Annotated in this window: 19 protein-coding genes; 10 read left to right on the top strand and 9 right to left on the bottom strand. The window is 59.0% G+C overall.

The window, feature by feature from the left end:
- Nucleotides 1-59: 59 nt before the first annotated feature.
- Nucleotides 60-1,349 carry an MFS transporter gene (locus tag ACI2KB_RS01400; protein ID WP_404630661.1) on the bottom strand — a complete coding sequence of 430 codons (1,290 nt, stop codon included), beginning with the start codon at nt 1,347-1,349 and terminating at the stop codon, nt 60-62.
- A 294-nt stretch (nt 1,350-1,643) separates the two neighbouring features.
- Between ACI2KB_RS01400 and ACI2KB_RS01395 the strand changes: the two genes are divergently transcribed.
- Together ACI2KB_RS01395 and sthA are read left to right on the top strand one after the other, a co-directional pair.
- Nucleotides 1,644-5,882 carry a dermonecrotic toxin domain-containing protein gene (locus tag ACI2KB_RS01395; RefSeq protein WP_404630659.1) on the top strand — a complete coding sequence of 1,413 codons (4,239 nt, stop codon included), beginning with the start codon at nt 1,644-1,646 and terminating at the stop codon, nt 5,880-5,882.
- 301 nt (nt 5,883-6,183) lie between these two features.
- Nucleotides 6,184-7,578, top strand: coding sequence for a Si-specific NAD(P)(+) transhydrogenase (gene sthA, locus ACI2KB_RS01390; RefSeq protein WP_404630657.1), 1,395 nt, complete (start codon nt 6,184-6,186; stop codon nt 7,576-7,578).
- Nucleotides 7,579-7,620: 42 nt separating this feature from the next.
- Here sthA and ACI2KB_RS01385 read toward each other — a convergent pair whose 3' ends face one another.
- Nucleotides 7,621-8,343 carry a glycerophosphodiester phosphodiesterase gene (locus tag ACI2KB_RS01385; protein ID WP_404630655.1) on the bottom strand — a complete coding sequence of 241 codons (723 nt, stop codon included), beginning with the start codon at nt 8,341-8,343 and terminating at the stop codon, nt 7,621-7,623.
- Nucleotides 8,344-8,379: 36 nt separating this feature from the next.
- Nucleotides 8,380-8,967, bottom strand: coding sequence for a PilZ domain-containing protein (locus ACI2KB_RS01380; RefSeq protein ID WP_404630653.1), 588 nt, complete (start codon nt 8,965-8,967; stop codon nt 8,380-8,382).
- 126 nt (nt 8,968-9,093) lie between these two features.
- Between ACI2KB_RS01380 and ACI2KB_RS01375 the strand changes: the two genes are divergently transcribed.
- From ACI2KB_RS01375 to ACI2KB_RS01365, 3 genes are all read left to right on the top strand, one after another.
- Nucleotides 9,094-10,344, top strand: coding sequence for a lipoprotein-releasing ABC transporter permease subunit (locus ACI2KB_RS01375; protein WP_404630651.1), 1,251 nt, complete (start codon nt 9,094-9,096; stop codon nt 10,342-10,344).
- 7 nt (nt 10,345-10,351) lie between these two features.
- A complete protein-coding gene (gene lolD, locus ACI2KB_RS01370) occupies nt 10,352-11,035 on the top strand; it encodes a lipoprotein-releasing ABC transporter ATP-binding protein LolD (RefSeq protein WP_404630649.1) in 684 nt (227 codons plus the stop codon).
- Between the two features lie 66 nt (nt 11,036-11,101).
- On the top strand, nt 11,102-12,346 hold the full coding sequence (locus tag ACI2KB_RS01365; RefSeq protein WP_404630647.1) for a lipoprotein-releasing ABC transporter permease subunit: 1,245 nt from the start codon (nt 11,102-11,104) through the stop codon (nt 12,344-12,346).
- A gap of 127 nt (nt 12,347-12,473) precedes the next feature.
- Here ACI2KB_RS01365 and ACI2KB_RS01360 read toward each other — a convergent pair whose 3' ends face one another.
- Both ACI2KB_RS01360 and ACI2KB_RS01355 read right to left on the bottom strand, forming a co-directional pair.
- Entirely contained in the window at nt 12,474-13,841 is a 1,368-nt protein-coding gene (locus ACI2KB_RS01360; RefSeq protein WP_404630645.1) for a heavy metal sensor histidine kinase, read from the bottom strand.
- On the bottom strand, nt 13,841-14,521 hold the full coding sequence (locus tag ACI2KB_RS01355) for a heavy metal response regulator transcription factor (RefSeq protein ID WP_404630643.1): 681 nt from the start codon (nt 14,519-14,521) through the stop codon (nt 13,841-13,843). The genes ACI2KB_RS01360 and ACI2KB_RS01355 overlap by 1 nt, the downstream gene beginning before the upstream one ends.
- Before the next feature lie 145 nt (nt 14,522-14,666).
- On the opposite strand from ACI2KB_RS01355, the gene ACI2KB_RS01350 reads away from it, so the two are divergent.
- A complete protein-coding gene (locus ACI2KB_RS01350) occupies nt 14,667-15,179 on the top strand; it encodes a plastocyanin/azurin family copper-binding protein (protein ID WP_404630642.1) in 513 nt (170 codons plus the stop codon).
- 83 nt (nt 15,180-15,262) lie between these two features.
- Complete coding sequence (gene queF, locus ACI2KB_RS01345; RefSeq protein ID WP_404630640.1) at nt 15,263-16,093, top strand: NADPH-dependent 7-cyano-7-deazaguanine reductase QueF; 831 nt, start codon at nt 15,263-15,265, stop codon at nt 16,091-16,093.
- Between the two features lie 217 nt (nt 16,094-16,310).
- Here queF and ACI2KB_RS01340 read toward each other — a convergent pair whose 3' ends face one another.
- Together ACI2KB_RS01340 and ACI2KB_RS01335 are read right to left on the bottom strand one after the other, a co-directional pair.
- On the bottom strand, nt 16,311-16,574 hold the full coding sequence (locus tag ACI2KB_RS01340) for a DUF4404 family protein (protein ID WP_404630638.1): 264 nt from the start codon (nt 16,572-16,574) through the stop codon (nt 16,311-16,313).
- A 108-nt stretch (nt 16,575-16,682) separates the two neighbouring features.
- The gene (locus ACI2KB_RS01335) at nt 16,683-17,318 is read right to left on the bottom strand and encodes an HAD family phosphatase (protein WP_404630636.1); all 636 of its coding nucleotides are present in this window, start codon (nt 17,316-17,318) and stop codon (nt 16,683-16,685) included.
- A 203-nt stretch (nt 17,319-17,521) separates the two neighbouring features.
- Here ACI2KB_RS01335 and ACI2KB_RS01330 point away from each other — a divergent pair, with 203 nt between their 5' ends.
- Nucleotides 17,522-18,223, top strand: coding sequence for a VacJ family lipoprotein (locus ACI2KB_RS01330; RefSeq protein ID WP_404630634.1), 702 nt, complete (start codon nt 17,522-17,524; stop codon nt 18,221-18,223).
- Nucleotides 18,224-18,321: 98 nt separating this feature from the next.
- Here ACI2KB_RS01330 and ACI2KB_RS01325 read toward each other — a convergent pair whose 3' ends face one another.
- On the bottom strand, nt 18,322-18,621 hold the full coding sequence (locus ACI2KB_RS01325; RefSeq protein ID WP_404630632.1) for a PilZ domain-containing protein: 300 nt from the start codon (nt 18,619-18,621) through the stop codon (nt 18,322-18,324).
- A 267-nt stretch (nt 18,622-18,888) separates the two neighbouring features.
- Here ACI2KB_RS01325 and rssB point away from each other — a divergent pair, with 267 nt between their 5' ends.
- Nucleotides 18,889-20,070: a two-component system response regulator RssB gene (gene rssB, locus ACI2KB_RS01320; protein ID WP_404630630.1), complete on the top strand. Its 1,182-nt coding sequence runs from the start codon at nt 18,889-18,891 to the stop codon at nt 20,068-20,070.
- Entirely contained in the window at nt 20,070-20,552 is a 483-nt protein-coding gene (gene rssC / locus ACI2KB_RS01315) for an anti-sigma factor antagonist RssC (RefSeq protein ID WP_404630628.1), read from the top strand. The genes rssB and rssC overlap by 1 nt, the downstream gene beginning before the upstream one ends.
- Before the next feature lie 211 nt (nt 20,553-20,763).
- On the opposite strand, the gene tal is transcribed toward rssC, so the two are convergent.
- Nucleotides 20,764-21,690: a transaldolase gene (tal, locus tag ACI2KB_RS01310; protein ID WP_404630626.1), complete on the bottom strand. Its 927-nt coding sequence runs from the start codon at nt 21,688-21,690 to the stop codon at nt 20,764-20,766.
- Between the last annotated feature and the right edge of the window lie 143 nt (nt 21,691-21,833).

The following is a 21,833-nucleotide window of genomic DNA, read 5'->3' as shown; positions in this document are numbered from 1 at the left end:
GAAAACGCCCCGACATTGTTCGGGGCGTTTTCATTTCTGCTCACAACTCGCAGCTGCTTTTACCCCGCAACAGCTTCCATACGCGTCTGGTTGCCTTTGCGGAACAGCACCAGCGTGGCGATCAGGCCCAGCACGGCAGCACCGCTCAGCCAGATACCTGGAGCCGCCTTGTTGTTCAGCTCATGGATCAGGTAAGTACAGGCCGCCGGGGTGAAGCCACCGAAGGTCGCAGTTGCCAGGCTGTAAGCCAGGGAGAAGCCGGTGGTACGGACTTCAACGGGCATGATTTCGGTCAGGGACACCACCATCGCACCGTTATACGAGCCGTACAGGAACGACAGCCACAGCTCGACCATCAGCAGGTTCCCGAAGCTCGGGTTGGACGTCAGCCAGGACAGGGCAGGGTAGGCGGTAATGATGGCCAGAATGGTGGCGGCCAGCAGCAGTGGTTTGCGACCGATCTTGTCGGACACAGCGCCCATCACCGGCAGCCAGATGAAGTTGGAAATGCCTACGCAGACGGTGACCAGCAGGCTGTCCAGGTCAGACAGGTGCAGTTCGGTCTTGCCGAACGTCGGGGTGTACGCCGTGATCAGGTAGAACGACACGGTGGTCATGACCACCAAAGCCATGCCTGCGACAACCAGGCCAAAGTTGGAACCGATGGACTTCATCACTTCGCCCATGGTTGGGCGGTGTTTGCGAGCGCGGGCTTCGAACTCAGGGGTTTCTTCCAGCGAGCGGCGGATGATGAAGATCGCCGGAACGATCATGCAGCCGACCAGGAACGGCACCCGCCAGCCCCACTGGCTCATGTCTTCCGGGGTGAGCCAATGGTTCAGGCCGACTCCCAGCAAACCGGCGAATACCACGGCGGCCTGTTGGCTGGCGGACTGCCAACTGACGAAGAAGCCCTTGCGGCCCGGGGTCGAAATTTCCGCGAGGTAAACCGACACGCCGCCCAGTTCCACACCGGCCGAGAAGCCTTGCAGCAGACGGCCGATCAGCACCAGCAGCGGTGCGGCGACGCCCAGTGTCGCGTAACCCGGTACGAAGGCAATCAGCAATGTGCCCATGGCCATCAACGCCAGGGTGATGATCAGACCTTTCTTGCGGCCGTGATGGTCGATGTAGGCACCCAGGAAAATGGCACCCAGCGGGCGCATCAGGAAGCCCGCGCCGAAGGTCGCCAGTGAAAGCATCAGCGATGCGAATTCACTGTCGGCAGGGAAGAATGCCTTGGCGATGGCCGTGGCGTAGAAGCCGTAGACCATGAAGTCAAACATTTCAAGGAAGTTGCCGCTGACAACGCGAAAAATCGCCTTGCCTTTGCCTGTGTTCGAGGCCATTTGGAATTACTCACTTAGGCTGTCTAGCTGGGGGATCCGTTGTATTTGTGCGTCCTCGCCTGCGCCGTCCGAGCTTGGCCTCCAACTGCGCAGATTTGTAACGATATGTGTAAAAGTGGCGGATGGCAATCAGAAGACACTCATCATCCTGCGCTGTTTTTCCCGGCTAGACCGCTGATCGCAATATTTATCTATGTCATATGCAGCGCTGATCTTGCGTTAACTCGCCAGAACGAATCCTGACCGTCCAACGGATCGGCCAGGTTTGGCATAAACCTGCGAGTTGACGACAGAATGAATAGTAAGTTTCACCTGATTGATGTTTTTTCCCACCGGCCTTCGCTGCCCGTCGAAGCTTCCCGCGCGTTAAAGACCGAGCTTGAGAAGCAATTTCCTGAATTGAAGATCGATCCTGATCTCGCGACGGTCACCGAATTGGCTCAGACCAGCGGTACGACGCTGACGGCGGCGCTGCAGGTCAGCTTTCTGACCGGGAAAACGTTTCAGTGGCGCGCGGAGCAGCACAGGCTGATCGCTGACCCAGCAGCGACGCCACCTCTTGAACTGGCTGTGGATATGGCGCAGTTGGCGATTCTCATCGATAGCGTTTCGCTCAGTCTTCCGGATGTTTTCATTCAGGCGATTACCTGTTTTTGGGATCGTGAATTTGAGGGGGGAAAGAGCCCTGGCCGTCAACTGATTGATGCGTTTGAACAACGCAACCTCAAATTGCGGCGACCGGAAATGAGTGATGCGTACTGGCGCGAGCGCTGTGAGCAAAAAGCGCTGCATGTTCTGGACGCACAGCTGATGGCGATCGAACGGGTGTCGTCACTGGCGTTCCAAGACTACGAGGAAATGGAGCGTTATCTGGCCAAGGTCACCGATATTGCTCCGTTGCTGGACGATGAGCCATCGATCGGGGCCGCAACGGTCACCCGCATGGATCAGTTGCCACAATGGCTGGCCAGCGCCTCGTCAGCCGACCGTCTTGATTACAGTCGTCGCCTGTCTGCGCTGGCGGTCGTGGCGGACAATGCTGCGGGTGAGGCATGGAACGATGATTTGCCTCCAATTCTGGAGTTTGCGCGGCGGGAAATGCAGGACGGCATGCTCAAGGATCATCCGGAAGCGACAGGCCTGACCCTGGATGATGTGACCGTCCACGTCGCCAAGGTAGTGGCTGCTGCGGTGTCATCGGCTGGGCAAATGGTCGCCGTGGGTGGTGTGCAGGAAACACAGCGTATGAGCGTGGCAGCGTTCGCGTTGGGCAACCTTTCGAGCTTGCCCAACGCCACCATTACCCTGTCGATGCGCGACGGGGGACCGTTGCCTGCATGGCTGACGGTCGATTATCTGAAAGCTCTGATGGTTCGTGCTGATGTCGGAGACGCCTATCCCAAGCGCGTGGAGCGCTATTTGGTGACCGACGTCGCTCAGGCGGCACGGCGGAAAATCCTGTTCACCGATCAGTTGCGCGTGCAGTTGCCACTCAAGGCACTTGAGCAAAAAATTCGCGGGCAAGGGCAATTGACGCAAGCGGGCGTGCGATTGATCGATGCGCTGGTCGATAAAAATTCGTCGACCAAAAACGTCGTATTGCGTCCGCTGGCCTGGGTCGCACACGCCGGTGCCAAGGCGGATGAGGTTTGCAACATGTTTGTGGTGGGCGCGGCGGATACCTCGGAGGGCCCCGTCGTGTTGTATCGCCCCTTTGTAGCCGAACCGTTGACGGAGTATTCGACATGGTCGGCCCTTCGAAAAGCGATCGTCGACGAGGGGACGTTGCAGGAGCAGGTGCTCGTCTGGATGACCGAACAGGGTCGTGAGCGTTACGCCAACGGCGGCTTTGAACAGCCTCATATCGCACGGTTCGGTCAAGGATCGGATTTCGCGCCTATCCCGACGCCTGCACCTGCACAACTGAGTGTCAGCCCGGTTCCGGGGGACGTCATGAGCGCGCTGTTCAACGCGAACGCCCAGGCATTGATCGATCTTGCGGATCGAGAGTCGATTTCCAATGCTGAAAGCCGCTGGGCGATGATTCAGCAGGGCGGGTGGTTGGCGCTGGAGGCCGTCATGCCATTTCTCTCAGGTGCCGTCGGCACGGCGCTGTGGTTGGTGCAACTCATGACGGGCGTTGAGCGAGTGCTGGCGGCAGGTGAGCAAGGTTCGTCTGCGGCAAAGTCAGAGGCCTGGAGCTCGCTGCTGCTGACGTTGGCCATGATTCTGTTGCATCAGGGATTCAAGCCTGGAATCGCTGTTGCTACCTCAGAAGTCGGAGGGCTCAAGCCCGCCGATGGGTCGGATCCTGTGCTCGGAGACGATACTTCTGTGAAGCCGGTCAGCACTGAGTCGACACCGCTGCTGGATTTCTCCTGGACGAACCTCGGTCATCGTCTGACTGGCGACCAGGTTCTCCAGTTGGAGCGCATGAAGGTGGAGGAGACATCGGCTTTTGAAGGCCCGTCCTCGATGTCTGGGCGAGAAGGGCTCTACCTTCATGACAATCGCTGGCATGTGAGGCTCGACAGCGGGATGTATGAGGTTGTTTTTGTACAAGGCGACATTCATATCCTTGATCCACAGAATGTCCGGGTGCCGGGGCCTCGCATCAGACACGACAGACTTGGCTGGGCGCTGGACCTGTCGCTGCGGCTGAAAGGCGGAGGGCCTACGCGCAATGCCCGTCAGATGGCGCTGGAAAATGCCGCCAGGCTAAAGCAGGTCATGGCGCGCGATGTGGAACTCGGGCGACAGAGAGCGGCGTTGTACAAGAAATTTGAGGGTTGGGAACTGACCACTCGGAACGTGGACAGGCAACTCCCGGGGCCACTCTACGACCTGATCGAAACGGATCTGAATGCGCTCAAGGCGCTGTTCGCGGAGCGAAAACAGCTCCAGCAGACCCTGCGTCCGGCCGACCGGCTCGGGGAAAAAGTCACAGCGACGGATTTGCAGGGCATAGGTCGGCGCATCGCGTTTCTGGAAGCCCTGCTGCTGACGAACTCGGTAAAGCTGGCGCGTGATGCCTTGGTGGCGCTGCGTTCTGATGGCGGCTATGTGACGGTCACGAATGTCGATGCGTATCTGGCACTTTTTTCCGAGCTGGTGAAGCTTCAGGACCGGGCGGTGACGTGGTCTCAGGTGCGGGAGGATGTCTGGGTGGAGCTTCGGGACGTGCCCAAGGTCGGAGAGAGCTACTGGCGGGAAGAGGCGCTGGAATTGCAGCAAAACAATCTGGTCTCTCACTTGGCGTGGCGCGTTGACCGCATGTGGTCGTTACTGGAGCTGTGTTTCACCCGGGACGTTATTTTGTCGGGAGAAGGGGATCATCAGTTCAGAAGGTTACGCGTCGATGATCCCTTGCATGCCGCCTTCAGTTCACATGTGGAGCTGGAAAAGCCCAACGACTACAGCGTTCAGGAGCAGATTGAAGTGTTGGAAAGCTCGTTGCGTGAGTATGAGCGTTGTAGCCTCGTCGCAAATCATGCACGCGATGGTGGGGCCGATACGCTGGACGCGCATTTCATGGACCGCTTCATGGCCGAGTTGTCGGCGATTACCGAGCGCGCCGAGAAACGATTGTCGGACCTGGTGCGGGAGAGTACGGAGTCGGTGCCCCGGCGCACGGAATATGTGCCGCGAGTGAAACAGACGCGCAAGCGCGTCATCAAGACCCGAAACCACCGAACTTTGGTGGGGCGCGTGAGGGATGGAGAAACGGACTTTCCGGGGGTTGTGGTCGATGTCACTAAAGCCACGAGCGATACGGTGGTCGGGACCTATCACTTGCACGAAAACGGAGAATGGGTCGAAGTCGAAACCGTGCGCCCCCCGAAACCAGAAAGGCCCAAGAGCGTAGTTACACTGGATGAGCTCAAGCGTCGAGCCAGCACCGTTCTTGCTCGGGTCGACACAGATATCAACGAGGCTCGACGACTATCGCTAAAAACTTATGAGCCTGCAGACATCGAAAATATTCTGGTGCTTCAGGGCGACAGGTTGAACGAGCTGGCGGACAAGTTCGCCGCTCACGTCAGCGGATTGACCGAAGATCAGCTGAAGACGGATCCCGCATCACTTGAAGCTGGGAAGTTGCGCGCCGCTGCGGCCCGGCTTGTCGCCGAGGGGCGCAAGTTGCGTATCAACATGATCAAAGCGCAATCGCCGACTGCGACGCGCCTCAGTTATCTCGCCAGCGAGCAGCAAGTCGACATCGCTCGTTACGAAGGGCGCAAGAATATGTCCGGCTCGAAACGCAATGACTTTCTTCAGGAGTACGTCATTCGCAACAAGGACCAGACCGTATTGTGGTGGGCGCACTTTCATTACGCCAACGAAGATGCGCCAAACGCGGCGTTTACCGCTGCCCACTTGAAATTGCCGAGCCAGCGATTGATGGGGTATAGCGCTCAGGTGAAAGCCGCTCGGGATAACAAGGACGTGGTCAGCATCTATCGTAGTTATATTGGCAAAGACGTGGCCCAGCGCTTGTTCCTCGACCTTGTCGTCGAGCCGAAAAAGAACTGATGTGAACGCGATGTCTGCGAGAAAAAAACCGCAGGACCTGACACAAAACCACAAAATTGCAGCTTTTATTGTGATTCAGAGCACCAAGGGCATTATTATCCGCAGCAATCCGGCATTCGACCGGCTGTTGGAGTGTCACGTAACGCACGCATTATTCGCCTGCGACGCGACCAAGGGTTAATGTCCACCGCGGCGCAGGCCGATTAGACTGCGCCGCGAGTTTATTCTTCATGCCGTCCGTAGCGGCGTGAGTTAGCCGGAGACGCCAGCGTGGCGTCTCGGCCTGTTCTGAGGAGTACGCATGGCTGTCTACAACTACGACGTAGTGGTGCTGGGTTCAGGTCCGGCGGGTGAAGGCGCGGCAATGAACGCGGCCAAGGCTGGGCGCAAGGTGGCGATGGTCGACAGCCGTCGTCAGGTCGGCGGCAACTGCACCCACCTGGGCACGATCCCGTCCAAGGCGCTGCGTCACTCGGTCAAGCAGATCATCCAGTTCAACACCAATCCGATGTTCCGCGCCATTGGCGAACCGCGTTGGTTTTCCTTCCCTGACGTGCTGAAAAGCGCTGAAAAAGTCATCAACAAACAAGTGGCATCGCGCACCGGTTACTACGCGCGCAACCGTGTTGACGTGTTTTTCGGCACCGGCAGCTTTGCCGATGAGCGCACCGTTGATGTGGTGTGCAACACCGGTGTCGTTGAAAAACTGGTCGCCAACCAGATCATCATTGCCACCGGTTCCCGTCCTTATCGCCCGGCGGACATCGACTTCAGCCACAAGCGCATCTACGACAGCGACACCATCCTCAGCCTCAACCACACCCCGCGCAAACTGATCATCTACGGTGCGGGCGTGATTGGCTGTGAATACGCGTCGATCTTCAGTGGCCTGGGTGTGGACGTCGAGCTGATCGACAACCGCGATCAGTTGCTGAGCTTCCTTGACGCCGAAATTTCTCAAGGCTTGAGTTACCACTTCAGCAACAACAACGTGATGGTGCGCCACAACGAGGAATACGAGCGGGTCGAAGGCCTGGAAAACGGCGTGATCCTGCACCTCAAGTCCGGCAAGAAGGTCAAGGCGGACGCCTTGCTCTGGTGCAACGGCCGGACCGGCAACACCGACAAACTGGGCCTGGAAAACGTCGGCATCAAGGCCAATGGCCGTGGTCAGATCGAGGTTGACGAGGAGTACCGCACCAGCAAGCCGAACATCTACGGCGCAGGCGACGTGATCGGCTGGCCAAGCCTGGCCAGTGCTGCGTATGATCAGGGCCGTTCGGCCTCGGGCAAAGCGGTGGACAACGGCACCTGGCGTTTCGTCAACGACGTGCCGACCGGCATCTATACCATCCCGGAAATCAGCTCCATCGGCCAGAACGAGCACGACCTCACCCAGGCCAAGATTCCGTACGAAGTGGGCAAGGCGTTCTTCAAGAGCATGGCCCGCGCGCAGATCTCCAACGAGCCGGTGGGCATGTTGAAGATCCTGTTCCATCGTGAAACCCTGGAAATCCTTGGCGTGCACTGCTTCGGTGACCAGGCGTCGGAGATCGTGCACATCGGCCAGGCCATCATGAACCAGCCGGGTGAGGCGAATTCCATCAAGTATTTCGTCAACACCACGTTCAACTATCCGACCATGGCCGAAGCCTATCGGGTCGCGGCATACGACGGCCTCAACCGGCTTTTTTGAGCGGCTCCGGCCGGTGGCCTGAGCCGGCCGGAGAGACCGATTTCAGTAATTCCCGAGGGTGGCGCTGGCCAAACCGGGAAAGTCTGTAATCAGGCTGTCGACGCCGAAGTCGGCGAGTCTGCGCATCAGCGCAGGCTCGTTGACGGTCCAGACTGACACATGCAGGCCCTGACTCTGGGCTTTCTTCAGGCGTTCCGGCGTGCACAGCGTCCAGTTCAGCGCCAGAATCTCACAGCCATAGTTTTGCGCGACTTTGAGCGGGTCGAGCCAGGCGTACTCGGCCACCAGACCTCTCGAGATGTCCGGCGTCAGTTCCAGTGCGGCCCCCAGCACTTCCCGTGAACTGGAGGTGATGGTGATTTTGTCCAGCAAACCGTGACGCTGGGCCATTTCACGGATCGCCAGCACGGTGGTCGCCGAGCGGGTGCGTGAGGCGCTTTTGACTTCCAGTTGCCAGTGATCGAAATCGCACTTCTCGAACAGCTCTTCCAGACGTGGAATCGGGCATGGTTGAACCCAGCCCGGACCGCCTTTGCGCGCGTCGTAGGTCACCAGATCCGCCGCGTCGTGTTCGACCACCTTGCCGCGACGGTCCGTGGTGCGTTTGAGGGTGGGGTCGTGGATCACCATCAGTTCGCCGTCGCGGGACAGGTGCAGGTCCAGTTCGCAACGTTTGACCCCGTGTTTGAGGCATTCCTGAAAGCTGGTCAGGGTATTTTCCGGTGCTTCGCCTTTGGCGCCGCGGTGGCCATAAATCAGTGTCACAGGTGCTCCTTGGATAACGCGCCTAAAGGCTGAAAGTCAGTGTGTATCGGGGTTGCTTTGCTCGCGAGCCAGTCTTCTCTGGGCGGCTTGTCGTTGCAAGATATGTCGGGCCAGTAGCTGGCGCTGGGCTTCGCTGAGGTCGACCCACTCGGTGCCCACCTCAAAATCGCCGATGGTACGGGAATGGCACTGGGTGACTTTGGCCCGCAACATCATCCCCGAGGCCTGCGGCATCAGCACCATTTTCACGGAGAGCAGGGTGTCGACAGGGAAGGGCTGATGCGACTCGAATTGCAGCCCGCCTTCGGACATGATCACTTTCTGCGGGGCGCCGAGTTTGCCCAGCACGGTTTGTGCGACCACCTGGCCGAGCAGGTCGATGCGTTTGCTCATGGCTCGCAAGAAACTGTTGGTGGTGCGATCACGGTCGTCGAGTTGACGCAGCAGATGCTGGGATTCGAATTCGGCGACGTGCAACTCGCTCAGCAGGTCGAAGAGGGTGGAGGTGTCATGGTGGCTGTGTTCGTCGACGGAACCCGAGGCTGGAATGCGTTGAATTTCCAGTGCGACGCTGTCCTCGATACGGTAGTATTCGCGGCGTTCTTCTTCATCTAGTGTCGGCATGGCGAACCCATGGTAGCAGCGGTTGTCAGAGTGATTGCGTTCGATTGCGCCTCAATGAATCGAGTGTAAAGCCGCAGGCCAAGGCCCGCCACAAGGACGTTCCCATTCCTCCGAACAAGCCCTTACATGTTCAGACCTCTTTTTGTATTTATCGGCACGCGGTACACCCGTGCAAAACGCCGTAACCATTTTGTCTCCTTCATTTCCCTGACGTCGATGATCGGTCTCGCCCTTGGCGTAGTGGTGATGATAGTCGTGTTATCGGTCATGAACGGCTTCGACCACGAAATGCGCACTCGCGTACTGGGCATGGTGCCTCACGCCACCATCGAATCCGGCGAGCCGATCAGCGACTGGCAAAGTCTGGCCACACGGGTCAAACAGAACCCGCAAGTGGAGGCGGTTGCGCCGTTCACCCAGATGCAGGGCCTTCTGACCAACAACGGCAACGTGCAGAAAATCCTGCTCAATGCCATCGACCCGGTCGAGGAACGCAAAGTTTCGATTATCGATGGCTTCATGAAACAGGGCAGTCTTGACGATCTGGTGTCAGGCGGCTTTGGCGTGGTCATCGGTGACAAGGCGGCCAACAAGCTGGGGGTGAAAATCGGCGACAAGGTCACGTTCGTTTCCCCTGAAGTCACCGTCACCCCGGCGGGCATGTTTCCGCGCATGAAGCGCTTCACCGTGGTCGGGATTTTCCACGTCGGCGCGGGTGAACTGGATGGCTATCTGGGCGTCACCAATCTGCAGGATCTGGCGCGTCTGCACCGCTGGAAGCCGGATCAGGTGCAGGGCCTGCGCCTGAAGTTCACCGATTTGTTCAAGGCGCCGCGCTCGGCGTATGAAATCGCGCAAAACCTGGGCGAGCACGAGTATTACTCCCGCGACTGGACCCGCACCCACGGCAACCTGTATCAGGCCATCGGCATGGAGAAATCCATCATCGGCCTGCTGCTGTTGCTGATCGTGGCGGTAGCGGCGTTCAACATCATTTCCACGTTGGTCATGGTGGTGAACGACAAGCGCGGTGACATCGCGATTCTGCGCACGTTGGGCGCAACGCCGGGCCAGATCATGCGCATCTTCATGGTTCAGGGCACCGTCATCGGCGTCGTCGGCACGGCCATTGGCGCAGGCGTCGGCATTCTCGCAGCACTCAACGTCAGCGCGGCGATCGCGGCGCTGGAGCGCCTCATCGGCCACAAGTTTCTCAATGCGGATGTCTACTTCATCGACTATCTGCCATCGCAATTGATGACCGAAGACGTGCTGCTGGTGTGCGGCGCGGCGCTGGTCCTGAGTTTCCTCGCCACCCTGTATCCTGCCTGGCGTGCGGCGCGCACCCAGCCGGCGGAGGCGCTACGTTATGAGTGAGTCGCGCATGAGTGATAAAGCTGTATTGAGCTGCCGCAACCTGGGCAAATCCTACGAGGAAGGCCCGGAATCCGTGGTCGTGCTGTCGGGCCTGCAACTGGAACTGCACCCCGGTGAGCGCGTGGCCATCGTCGGCAGTTCAGGGTCGGGTAAAAGTACCTTGCTCAACCTGCTCGGTGGTCTGGATACCCCGACTGAAGGCAGTGTGTGGCTGGCAGGCGAAGAACTGTCGGCGCTGAACGAGAAGGCCCGTGGCCTGCTGCGCAACCGGGCGTTGGGTTTCGTTTACCAGTTCCACCATTTGCTGCCGGAATTCACTGCGCTGGAGAACGTCTGCATGCCGCTGTTGATCGGCAAAACGCCGATTCCTGAGGCGCGTCAACGCGCCACGGCGCTTCTGGAACGGGTTGGCCTCAAGCACCGTCTGGCGCACAAGCCTGCGGAACTGTCCGGTGGCGAACGTCAGCGCGTGGCGATTGCCCGCGCGCTGGTCAACCAGCCGGGTCTGGTCATGCTCGACGAGCCGACCGGCAACCTCGACTCCCACACCGCCCAGGGCATTCAAGACCTGATGCTGGAACTCAGCACTTCGTCGCGCACCGCGTTTCTGGTGGTGACCCACGACCTGTCGCTGGCCCGCCAGATGGACCGCGTGTGGCGTCTGGAAGAAGGCCGCCTCATCGAGGCGTGACGCATTGAACCTGGCGCTGCGTTAAGCGGCGTCGGGGTGTACCTATTCAGCTACGGTGCTCCACGAATGTTCAGACCGTTATCCATTTTTATCGGCACGCGCTACACCCGGGCCAAACGCCGCAACCATTTCATTTCGTTCATTTCCATGACCTCGATGATCGGGCTGGCGCTGGGTGTCCTGGCGATGATCGTCGTGCTGTCCGTGATGAACGGCTTTCAAAAGGAAATGAGCTCCCGCGTGCTCGGCATGGTGCCCCACGCAGTGATCGACGGCGTGCAGCCGCTGGACGACTGGAAGCCCGCCGCCGACGCGGCCTTGAAGAATCCACAAGTCACGGCAGCCGTGCCGTTCACGCAGATGGACGGCATGCTCTCGTACAAGGGCGCGATGCAGCCGATCGAGATCAACGGCGTCGATCCGGCGCTGGAATCCCAGGTCTCCATCGTCACTCAGCACATCGTTCAGGGCCGCTTGCAGGACTTGAAGCCCGGTGAGTACGGCGTGGTGATCGGCGAAATCACCGCGCGGCGGTTCCGCCTTAATGTCGGCGACAAACTGACCCTGATCGTGCCGGAAATCAGCAACGATCCGGGCGGTATCACCCCGCGCTTGCAGCGCTTGACCGTGGTCGGCGTGTTCAAGGTCGGTGCTGAACTGGACGGCTCCATGGCGCTGGTCAACGTGGCGGACGCCGCGGCCATCAAGCGCTGGCAGCCGAATCAGGTGCAAGGCGTGCGGCTGGCGCTGAAGGACCTGTACGCGGCGCCGCAAGTGTCAGCGGCGATTGCGGGCGGTCTGGGCGCCGACTACAAGGCCGATGACTGGACCCACACCCAAGGCAGTCTGTTCAGCGCGATGAAGATGGAAAAGACCATGATTGGTCTCTTGTTGCTGATGATCGTCGCGGTCGCGGCGTTCAACATCATCGCGACCCTGATCATGGTGGTGAACGACAAGGGTGCGGACATCGCGATCCTGCGCACCATCGGCGCCACGCCTCGGCAGATCATGACCATCTTCATGGTCCAGGGCTCGGTGATCGGGGTGATCGGCACGCTCATCGGTGGCGTGCTGGGGGTGATCGCGGCGATCAATGTCAGCCAGTTGGTGGGCTGGGTCGAGCGGGTGACCGGGCAGCACATCTTTACCTCGGACGTGTATTTCATCAGTAACCTGCCATCGCAACTGGAAGGCAGCGACGTGGTGATGATCTGCGCAGCGGGGCTGATCCTCAGCTTCCTGGCGACGATCTATCCGGCATACCGGGCTTCGCAGATCGAGCCTGCGCAGGCGTTGCGGTATGAGTGATCGGTTACAGGGCTGACACTTCGTTTTCTTGTGGGGGGAGCTTGCTCACGAAAGCGGTATTTCAGGCGCTGTATTGTGTTGAGTACATGGCCTCAATCGTGAGCAAGCTCACTCCCACAGAAGTGCATTACCCGTCATTTATGTTCGGCAATTCGATCCAGAAGCGCGTCACGCCATCCTGCGATTCGCAGCGAATGGTCCCGCCATGGGCCTTGATGATGGATTGCGTGATTGCCAGCCCCAACCCCGCATGCTCGCTACCCTCATGGCGCGCCGGATCTGCCCGGTAGAACCGGTCGAACAGTTTGGGCAACGCGTCGGGCGCAATCGTCTTGCCGGTGTTTTCGATACGGATACTGAGTGTCTGAGCCGCTGACGTCAGAGTGACCGACACCCGACCCTGCTTAGGGGTGAAGCGCAAGGCATTGTCCAGCAGATTGGAGAGGGCGCGGCGTAGCATGTGCTGGTCGCCCTTCATGACGGCATGCCCCTCGCGAACCAATGTCACCTGCGCGTCTTCTGCCAGCGGCAGAAAAAACTCCAGCAACGCGTCAACTTCTTCGTGCAATTGCAAGTGTTCTCGGTTGAGGGTCAGTAATCCATGCTCGGCTTTGGCCAGATACAGCATGTCGTTGACCATCTGCGCCATGCCTTGCAGCTCTTCAAGATTGCCCAGCAAGGCCTCGCGGTACTCATCCAGACCGCGAGGGCGGGTGAGGGTGACTTGAGTGTGTGTCAGCAGATTCGACAGCGGGGTGCGCAGCTCATGGGCGATGTCCGCCGAAAACGCGGACAACCGTTGAAACCCGTCGTCGAGACGGCCGAGCATGGCGTTGAACGCCAGGCCCAGCTCGGCCAGCTCGGCGGGCAACTCGTGATGGGGCAGGCGGGTGGTCAGCGAGCTGGCCGATACGCTGGCTGCGACCTCGCTCATGTCGCGCAAGGGTCGCAAGCCGCTGCGGGCGGCCCAGGCCCCAAGCAGCGCAGTGGCCAGCGCAGACAAACCCACTGTGAGCCAGATCAGGTGTTGCATGCGTTCCAGAAAGTGCTGGTGGTGGGTGATGTCCAGCAGCAGAGTCAGTTGTGGAGAATCCGGCTGATCCGGGCGTAGGGCAACAACGTAAGAGCGGTAGGAAATGCCATTGCCTGTCAGAGTGTGCAGACCGGTGTGGCCACTCATCTCTGGCGTCGAAGTAGGCATACTGTCGAACCAGAGCGCGCCCTCCGAACTGCGCACCTGCAAGGCGAGGTCGGGAGAGTGCGCCAGTTCCCCCTGTAATGCCTGACGATGCTCATTGAGCTGATCGATACTGGAGACGCCCATCAGCGCGTCGCGCAGGGTGGGCAGTTTGCTCTCCAGCAATTGCTGGTCCAGCTCCATGAAGTGGGCTTCGCTGGCGCGGTTGAACAGCACACCAGCGGTCAGCGACACCACAGCGGTACAGGCCGCAAACAAGAGCGCCAGGCGGCTGCCCAGAGACATCCGCTTGAACATCACAGGCTCCGCTCTTCGAGGACGTAGCCCATGCCGCGCACGGTGTGGATCAGCTTGTTCGGGTAGCCATCATCGACTTTCAGGCGCAAGCGGCGGATCGCCACTTCGATGACGTTGGTGTCGCTGTCGAAGTTCATGTCCCAGACCTGAGAGGCGATCAGCGATTTGGGCAGGACCTCGCCCTGGCGACGCAGCATCAGTTCCAGCAGGGCAAACTCTTTGGCCGTGAGGTCGATGCGCTGGCCGTTGCGTTCTACACGACGGCGTAGCAGGTCCAGACGCAGGTCGGCCAATTGCAGGTGGGTTTCCAGACTGGCGCTGCTGCCCCGGCGCAACAGGCTGCGCACCCGGGCCAACAGTTCGGAGAAGGCGAACGGCTTGATCAGATAGTCGTCCGCGCCCAGTTCCAAACCTCGGACCCGATCTTCCACGGCGTCACGGGCAGTGAGGAACAACACGGGCGTGTCGAGGCCCGCGTTGCGTACCGCTTGCAGAATCTGCCAGCCATCGCGGCCGGGCAGCATGACGTCCAGAATCAGCAGCGCGTAATCGCCGGTCAGCGCCAGATGCTGGCCGGTAGTGCCGTCGGCGACGAGTTCGGTATTGAACCCCGCCTCGGTCAGGCCCTGGCGCAGGTATTGGCCGGTTTTCGCTTGATCTTCAATGATCAGTAATTTCATGTACGGTTCACAGCTGGTGGGCAAGGCCGCTTTATAACGCGAGCGGGCCAGGCAGGGGCCAAGCTTACAAAGTTGTAATGTTACGGTCAGCTTAATGCCAGAGGTGGCGACCTACTGTGAGCGTATCAATGCGTAGTTAAGGGAAATGTATATGTTTGCTCGTTTTATCGCTGCTGCTGCCTTGTTGAGCGTCAGCCTGATGTCTCAGGCCGCACCGGGCGGGCATTTCGATTTTGGTCATGCGGCAAAAGTCGATCAGGCAACACGCACCGTGGAACTGACGCTGGGTGACATGTACTTCGAGCCCAAGTCCCTGAGCGTGAAGGAGGGCGAGACCGTGCGTTTCGTGCTGGTCAACAAAGGCCAGTTGCTGCATGAGTTCAACCTGGGCAATGCGGCCATGCACGCGGCCCATCAGCAGGAAATGCTCAAGATGGTCGCCAGCGGCATGCTGACTTCCACTGGCATGAAGCATGACATGGCGGGCATGGATCATGGCAGCATGAAGCACGACGACCCGAACAGTGTGCTGGTCGAACCGGGTAAGACCGCCGAGTTGACCTGGACCTTCACCAAGGCCACCGATCTGGAATTTGCCTGCAACATTCCCGGCCACTATCAGGCAGGTATGGTGGGAAAAATCTCGATTGCCGAGTAAACGCTGAAAGCGTGGGGCAAAACCTATAAACTTGCCGGTCAGGATTTTACCTCCGCCCTTTTTATACGTTTTCAGGTCCCGCCATGCATCCCGCAGCCGAACACTCGCCGCTGGGCAAGTCCAGTGAATACATCGCCACTTACACACCGTCCCTGTTGTTCCCGATTCCGCGCACGGCGAAGTGGGCGGAACTGGGGCTGACCGCCGAGACACTGCCGTATCAGGGGGTCGATTTCTGGAACTGCTATGAGTTGTCCTGGCTGCTGCCGTCCGGCAAGCCGGTGGTGGCGATCGGTGAGTTCAGCATTCCGGCTGAATCGCCCAATATCATTGAGTCCAAATCGTTCAAGCTGTACCTCAACTCACTGAACCAGACGCCATTCGCCTCGCAGGCCGAGCTGGTCTCGACCTTGGAGAAAGACCTGTCGGCAGCGGCCGGCAAGCCGGTGGGTGTGCGTATTCGTTCGCTCAAGGAGATCGAAGCAGAAGGCATTGTGGCGGTGCCAGGGGTTTGCGTCGATGATCTGGACGTGACCATCAGCAGCTACGATCGCCCGCAGCCTGAGTTGCTGCGCTGCGATGAAACGCGGGTGGTGGAGGAGGTGTTACACAGCCATCTGCTCAAATCCAACTGCCCGGTTACCAGCCAGCCTGACTGGGGCAGCGTGGCGGTAGAATACCGGGGTGCGGCGCTGGATCATGCCAGTTTTCTGGCTTATATCGTCAGCTTCCGTCAACACTCGGATTTCCACGAGCAGTGCGTGGAGCGGATCTTCATGGACCTGCAACGTCTGCTGAAACCGGAAAAACTGACGGTGTACGCGCGCTATGTGCGTCGCGGCGGGCTGGACATCAACCCGTACCGCAGCACTGAGAAGCTGACCCTGGAGAATGGGCGGTTGGCGCGGCAGTGACTTGAGCGCAAGGCTTGAGGTTGTGTGCGGTCTTTGTGGGAGCCGGCTTACTGGCGAAAGTGGTGTGCCTGTGACAGATGACGTGACTGACACTCTGCATTCGCAAGCAAGCCGGCTCCCACAATAATGGAGTCCGGCTTAAGATATTCGTCCCGAATTCCGTAGCAGCACTGCCGGGCGGCTACAGCGATGGGGCGGTGCTGGCGAGAGGTGGTTATCAGATCCCGATATTCCCCAGCGTCTGCACAATATTGCGCAACGTACCGGCGATGGTCGGGTGCTCGACCTCAAAACGCTCAATGGCCAGATTGACGCCGTCGGCCAGATTGTTGTCCGGAGTGGCGGTTTCCACGGCGATTTCGGCCTGAATCTGCGCCATCAGTTCATGCAAATGCACGCGCTCTTCTTCCGTCAGCGGCGGGTTCTGTTCGAGTTGCTCGCGCAGGGTATCCAGCTGTTCTTGCAGTTCGCGGGCAGGCATAGGTTACTCCCTTCATGAATAGTCTCAGCATGGACCGCACGGCATCGGCAAAGGTCCTTTATCGCTAAGACTAATCCACTCCCGCGCACTCTGCATGACCCTGATCAATCAGGGCTTTTCGGCCTTGAGACGACGCAGGGAGATGTCTGCCAGACACGATTCCAGTTCTGCCAGATGATCGATCACCGAGTGTGCACCCGAAGCATACAGCTCCAGCGTGGCACGACCGCGCAGGCGTTCGCGTTGCAAGTCGCTCAGGACGTCCCATTGCGCAGGCGACAGTCCGCACAGCGGACCGCAAGACGCCAGGCCCACGGTCCATAAACCGGCGTTGAGGCCGGCCATCAACAGGCGCGGGTCGCCGCTGACCAATACGCAACCGTCGATCTGGCCGACGCCGAGGCTCATCAGAGCCTGCCAGCAGGCATCTGGCGCAGGCCAATGGTTGTTCGGGCTGGGCGTGGGTTGAATCAGGTTTTCAAGCGGGGCAGCCAGTTGCTCGGCGATGCCTGCGGGATATTCGTCGATCCAGGCACAGGGAATACTTTGCTGTTTAAGGCGTTTCAACGCGGCGATGGCACCTGGCGTGGGCGAGGCGAACGCGCTGGCGTCCAGGGAAAGAAAGGATGTGCCGTCCGTGCTGCGCAACGTGCGGGTCTGGGCGCCGAAATCGACCAGACAACCGCTCAGGCCAAAGAGCACAGCGGTAAACGGCGGGGCGGGCGCAGCGACGGCGGCGAGCATGAAGTTCCCTCTCAAATGCCCATGACACTAAGGGTTTTGCATGACAGTGCGATGACTGATAGGTGACATTGTTCGCCGATGTTTAACGATCTGTAGAATTCCTTCGGATTTCGGCGACGTAAATCGTTACAGAACGCTTTATACTCTCACCTTTGGTTTGGGGCGTAGCGCCCGCTTCATCACTTTGACTGGGAGTCTTTGCTATGCCCGTGACCGGTGCTGGCTTTATCAATCGTCTGGCTCGAACGTGCTTCTGGGCCGGTTTGGCACTGGTGCCAATGGCCGCTCAGGCCGCTGACGAAGATCCATGGGAAGGCGTCAACCGCGCCATCTTCCGCTTCAACGACACCGTCGACACCTACGCGCTAAAGCCCATCGCCCAGGGTTACGAGTTCATCACGCCGCAGTTCCTCGAAGACGGCATCCACAACATGTTCAAAAACATCGGGGAAGTGACCAACTTCGCCAACGATGTGTTGCAGGCCAAACCTGAGGCTGCCGGTGTCGACACCGCGCGCCTGATCCTCAACACCACCTTCGGCCTGCTGGGCTTCTTCGACGTGGGCACCAAGATGGGCCTGCAACGCAACGACGAAGATTTCGGTCAGACCCTCGGCCATTGGGGCGTGGGCAGCGGTCCTTTTGTGATGCTGCCGTTCTTTGGCCCGAGCACCGTGCGTGACGCGTTCGCCAAATACCCTGACACGTACACCATGCCGTACCGTTACATCGACCACGTGCCGACTCGCAACACGGCCTTTGGTGTGAGCGTGGTGGACACCCGTGCAAGCCTGTTGTCGGCTGAGAAGCTGATCAACGGTGACAAGTACATCTTCATCCGCAACGCCTACCTGCAAAACCGCGAGTTCAAGGTCAAGGATGGCAAGGTCGTCGACGACTTCTGATCGAGGCCGGTCGTTCACCCGATGCAAAAAAGGCGACTTTCGGGTCGCCTTTTATTTTTCAAAACTTTTCTAAATTGTGACGTAGTTCCGAAGTGCCATTACTTCATGGTGAGAATCGTCAACCCCAGCTTTTGCTCTCCAACACCGATATCGGCTATCCAGACCACCTCGGTGTCAGCCTCCAGGCCCTTGAGCGCGGTGTGCTCGGATTCGATTTTCACGCTGATCCGGTCGCCGACTTTGAAAGTGCGCGGCGCCTGTATCTGCATGCCGGAGCTGGATAAGTCCACGCACACCGCCGGAATGATCTGGCCTGCATAGATCAGGCTGATGTCCGCGTCGACACGCATGCGGATGTAATCTCGTTTCTCTGCATAGTCGCGATCAATCTGGCCCATGGCGCATCCTTCGTTTTTGTTGCTGATTTAGGGGTTCTTATAACTCCCGGTGATTTGTGATGTAAAGACGCCTGCCGACCGCTGGAGCACGCTTGAAACGCCCGGCGGATGGGAGTACCGTCTGCGCCTTGAAGGGCAGCTCTGTTAAGTGAAGCGTTTGACCAAAAGTCCGCTACCTTTGATTCAGAGAGGCTAAAAGCGAATCCAGTAGGCGGTCCGACATCCTCCGACCGCGTACGCCAACCTGATCTGGCGCCGTTTGCCCACATGCAAAAAACCAGTGCCACGCTGCTGATTATCGATGACGACGAAGTAGTGCGCGCGAGTCTCGCGGCCTATTTGGAAGACAGTGGGTTCAGCGTCTTGCAAGCCAGCAACGGCCTGCAGGGTCTACAGACATTCGAGCAAAACAAGCCTGATCTTGTGATCTGTGACTTGCGCATGCCCCAGGTGGGCGGCCTCGAACTGATCCGTCAGGTCACCAGCCTGTCGCCGGAAACCCCGGTGATCGTGGTGTCCGGCGCAGGTGTCATGAGCGATGCTGTCGAGGCGTTGCGTCTGGGTGCGGCTGATTACCTGATCAAACCCCTGGAAGACCTCGCAGTGCTTGAGCACTCGGTCAAGCGGGCGCTGGATCGCGCGCGTCTGCTTCAGGAAAACCAGCTTTATCGTCAGAAGCTCGAAACCGCCAACCGCGAGCTGGAAGCCAGTCTGCATTTGCTCCAGGAAGATCAGGACGCCGGTCGCCAGGTGCAGATGAACATGCTGCCGACCAGCCCTTGGGCTATTGACTCGTTCGAATTCGAACACGAAATCATCCCGTCTCTGTACCTGTCCGGCGACTTCGTGGATTACTTCCGGGTCGACGACCACCGCGTGGCATTCTATCTGGCCGACGTGTCGGGCCATGGCGCGTCATCAGCGTTCATCACCGTCCTGCTGAAGTTCATGACCACACGGCTGCTGTTCGAATCCAAGCGCGGCGGCTCGCTGCCTGCATTCAAGCCGTCCGACGTGCTGGGCCATATCAACCGTGGCCTGATCAGTTGCAAACTGGGCAAGCACGTGACAATGGTTGGCGGGATCATCGACGAGCAAACCGGGCAACTGACCTACAGCGTGGGCGGGCATTTGCCGCTGCCGGTGCTGTACACACCGAGCGAAACCCGCTACCTGGAAGGGCGCGGGCTGCCGGTGGGATTGTTCAATGAGGCGACGTATTCGGACCATGTGCTGGAGCTGCCGGAGTCCTTTAGTCTGACTCTGCTGTCTGATGGCATTCTGGACCTGTTGCCAGGTGATACACTCAAAGAGAAAGAAGCCAGCTTGCCCGAATGGGTGAAGTCGGCGGGCGGCAGCCTGGATGGCCTGCGTCAGAAGTTTGGATTGGCCACACTCGGGGAGATGCCGGATGATATCGCCTTGTTAGTGTTGAGCAGGAACCTTTAATGAGTACCGGTAGAATCCAGTTTGCCGAGCAAGACGGCACGTTCGTCCTGAAGTTCGTGGGTGAAGTGCGTCTGACTCTCTGCTCGGCGTTGGATGCGACGATCGAACGGATCTTCACCGCGATGAATTTTTCGACCGTGGTGATCGACCTAACCGAAACGCGCAGCATTGACAGCACCACGCTTGGTTTGCTGGCCAAGTTATCCATTCTGTCCCGTCAAAAAGCGGGGCTGTTGCCGACTGTCGTGACCACCCACGAAGACATCACGCGCCTGTTGCAATCGATGGGCTTCGATCAGGTGTTCAACATCGTAGGCAAGCCGATTCCTCGTCCGGAAGCACTGAGCGACCTGCCATCGCAGGATCAATGCGAGGATGTGGTCAAGGCCAAGGTGCTCGAAGCACACAAGATTCTGATGGGGTTGAATGACTCCAATCGCGCGGCGTTCTGTGATCTGGTGAATGCGCTGGAGCATCAATAGCGCATTGAGATATGGCCTTGTCTGATGACAATGGTCTGTAGGTCTTGCGATGGTTGTGGGAGCCGGCTTGCTGGCGAATACGACGGATCAGAGACATTGGGATGCCTGACACGGCGAATTCGCCAGCAAGCCGGCTCCCACACAGGCGAGTGATGCTGGCACAAAAAAAGGGTGGCACCCGCGAGGAGGCCACCCTTTTTGTTTGGGACGATTACGCTTTGGCGCGCAACAACGCTTCCAGCTTTTCCTGGTCGCGGGCGAACTGACGGATGCCTTCAGCCAGTTTCTCGGTGGCCATGGCGTCTTCGTTGGAGGCCCAGCGGAATTGGGCTTCGTTCAAGGTCTGACGCGGCTCGCCGCCGTTGCCAGGCTTGAGTTTCTGCACCAGAGAGCCGGTGTCTTCCGACAGCTTTTGCAGCAGATCCGGGCTGATGGTCAGGCGATCACAGCCTGCCAGTTCTTCGATCTGGCCCAGGTTGCGGAAGCTGGCACCCATGACCACGGTCTTGTAGTCATTGGCCTTGTAGTAGTTGTAGATGCGGGTCACGGACTTCACGCCCGGATCTTCAGCGCCCACGTATTCTTTGCCTTCGGCTTTCTTGTACCAGTCGTAGATCCGGCCCACGAACGGCGAGATCAGAAACACGCCTGCGTCGGCACAGGCTTGGGCCTGGGCGAAGGAGAACAGCAGGGTCAGGTTGCACTGAATGCCTTTCTTCTCCAACTGTTCGGCGGCGCGGATACCTTCCCAGGTCGAAGCCAGTTTGATCAGGATGCGATCACGGCCAATGCCCGCCTTGTCGTACAGGTCCACCAGGCGCTCGGCGCGCTCGATGCAGGCGTTGGTGTCGAAGGAAATGCGCGCGTCCACTTCGGTGGACACACGGCCCGGCACCACTTTCAGAATTTCCTGACCGATGGCCACGGCGAAACGGTCGCTGGCCAGGCCGATGTCGTCTTTGGCGCCGCTGAACGCTTCTTTCAGACGCTCGGCGTTGCTGTCGCTGGACGCAGCCTTGAGCAGCAGGGAAGGGTTGGTCGTGGCGTCGACCGGTTTGAGTTTTTCAATGGCAGCGAAATCGCCAGTATCAGCGACCACGGTGGTGATTTTCTTGAGTTGTTCCAGCTTGGAAGTCATGAGCGTGCTCTGTCCTGTGGGTTTGAAGACATTACCCGAGCGTCGCCGGTCACTCAAGGGCGTCAACCGCATCAAACACGCTGATTCCGGTGGCCTGCGTTTGCGCAAACAACTGCCCGGTACCTCAGCCGCCAATCCGCCGT

This window comes from Pseudomonas sp. NPDC088444 (assembly GCF_044900175.1).
Classification (GTDB): Bacteria; Pseudomonadota; Gammaproteobacteria; order Pseudomonadales; family Pseudomonadaceae; genus Aquipseudomonas.
The sequence above is the reverse complement of the archived record's forward strand: the minus strand, read 5'-3'. Positions and strand labels throughout refer to the sequence as shown.

What these genes read in the sequence shown, in the direction of transcription:
- ACI2KB_RS01360 (WP_404630645.1), bottom strand. Translation starts at nt 13,841, where the DNA reads ATGTTCAAGCGGATGTCTCTGGGCAGCCGCCTGGCGCTCTTGTTTGCG.
- rssB (WP_404630630.1), top strand. Translation starts at nt 18,889, where the DNA reads ATGCAAAAAACCAGTGCCACGCTGCTGATTATCGATGACGACGAAGTA.
- ACI2KB_RS01325 (WP_404630632.1), bottom strand. Translation starts at nt 18,621, where the DNA reads ATGGGCCAGATTGATCGCGACTATGCAGAGAAACGAGATTACATCCGC.
- ACI2KB_RS01355 (WP_404630643.1), bottom strand. Translation starts at nt 14,521, where the DNA reads ATGAAATTACTGATCATTGAAGATCAAGCGAAAACCGGCCAATACCTG.
- ACI2KB_RS01365 (WP_404630647.1), top strand. Translation starts at nt 11,102, where the DNA reads ATGTTCAGACCGTTATCCATTTTTATCGGCACGCGCTACACCCGGGCC.
- ACI2KB_RS01380 (WP_404630653.1), bottom strand. Translation starts at nt 8,967, where the DNA reads ATGCCGACACTAGATGAAGAAGAACGCCGCGAATACTACCGTATCGAG.
- ACI2KB_RS01350 (WP_404630642.1), top strand. Translation starts at nt 14,667, where the DNA reads ATGTATATGTTTGCTCGTTTTATCGCTGCTGCTGCCTTGTTGAGCGTC.
- sthA (WP_404630657.1), top strand. Translation starts at nt 6,184, where the DNA reads ATGGCTGTCTACAACTACGACGTAGTGGTGCTGGGTTCAGGTCCGGCG.
- ACI2KB_RS01335 (WP_404630636.1), bottom strand. Translation starts at nt 17,318, where the DNA reads ATGCTCGCCGCCGTCGCTGCGCCCGCCCCGCCGTTTACCGCTGTGCTC.
- queF (WP_404630640.1), top strand. Translation starts at nt 15,263, where the DNA reads ATGCATCCCGCAGCCGAACACTCGCCGCTGGGCAAGTCCAGTGAATAC.
- ACI2KB_RS01395 (WP_404630659.1), top strand. Translation starts at nt 1,644, where the DNA reads ATGAATAGTAAGTTTCACCTGATTGATGTTTTTTCCCACCGGCCTTCG.
- ACI2KB_RS01400 (WP_404630661.1), bottom strand. Translation starts at nt 1,349, where the DNA reads ATGGCCTCGAACACAGGCAAAGGCAAGGCGATTTTTCGCGTTGTCAGC.
- tal (WP_404630626.1), bottom strand. Translation starts at nt 21,690, where the DNA reads ATGACTTCCAAGCTGGAACAACTCAAGAAAATCACCACCGTGGTCGCT.
- ACI2KB_RS01375 (WP_404630651.1), top strand. Translation starts at nt 9,094, where the DNA reads ATGTTCAGACCTCTTTTTGTATTTATCGGCACGCGGTACACCCGTGCA.
- lolD (WP_404630649.1), top strand. Translation starts at nt 10,352, where the DNA reads ATGAGTGATAAAGCTGTATTGAGCTGCCGCAACCTGGGCAAATCCTAC.
- rssC (WP_404630628.1), top strand. Translation starts at nt 20,070, where the DNA reads ATGAGTACCGGTAGAATCCAGTTTGCCGAGCAAGACGGCACGTTCGTC.
- ACI2KB_RS01340 (WP_404630638.1), bottom strand. Translation starts at nt 16,574, where the DNA reads ATGCCTGCCCGCGAACTGCAAGAACAGCTGGATACCCTGCGCGAGCAA.
- ACI2KB_RS01330 (WP_404630634.1), top strand. Translation starts at nt 17,522, where the DNA reads ATGCCCGTGACCGGTGCTGGCTTTATCAATCGTCTGGCTCGAACGTGC.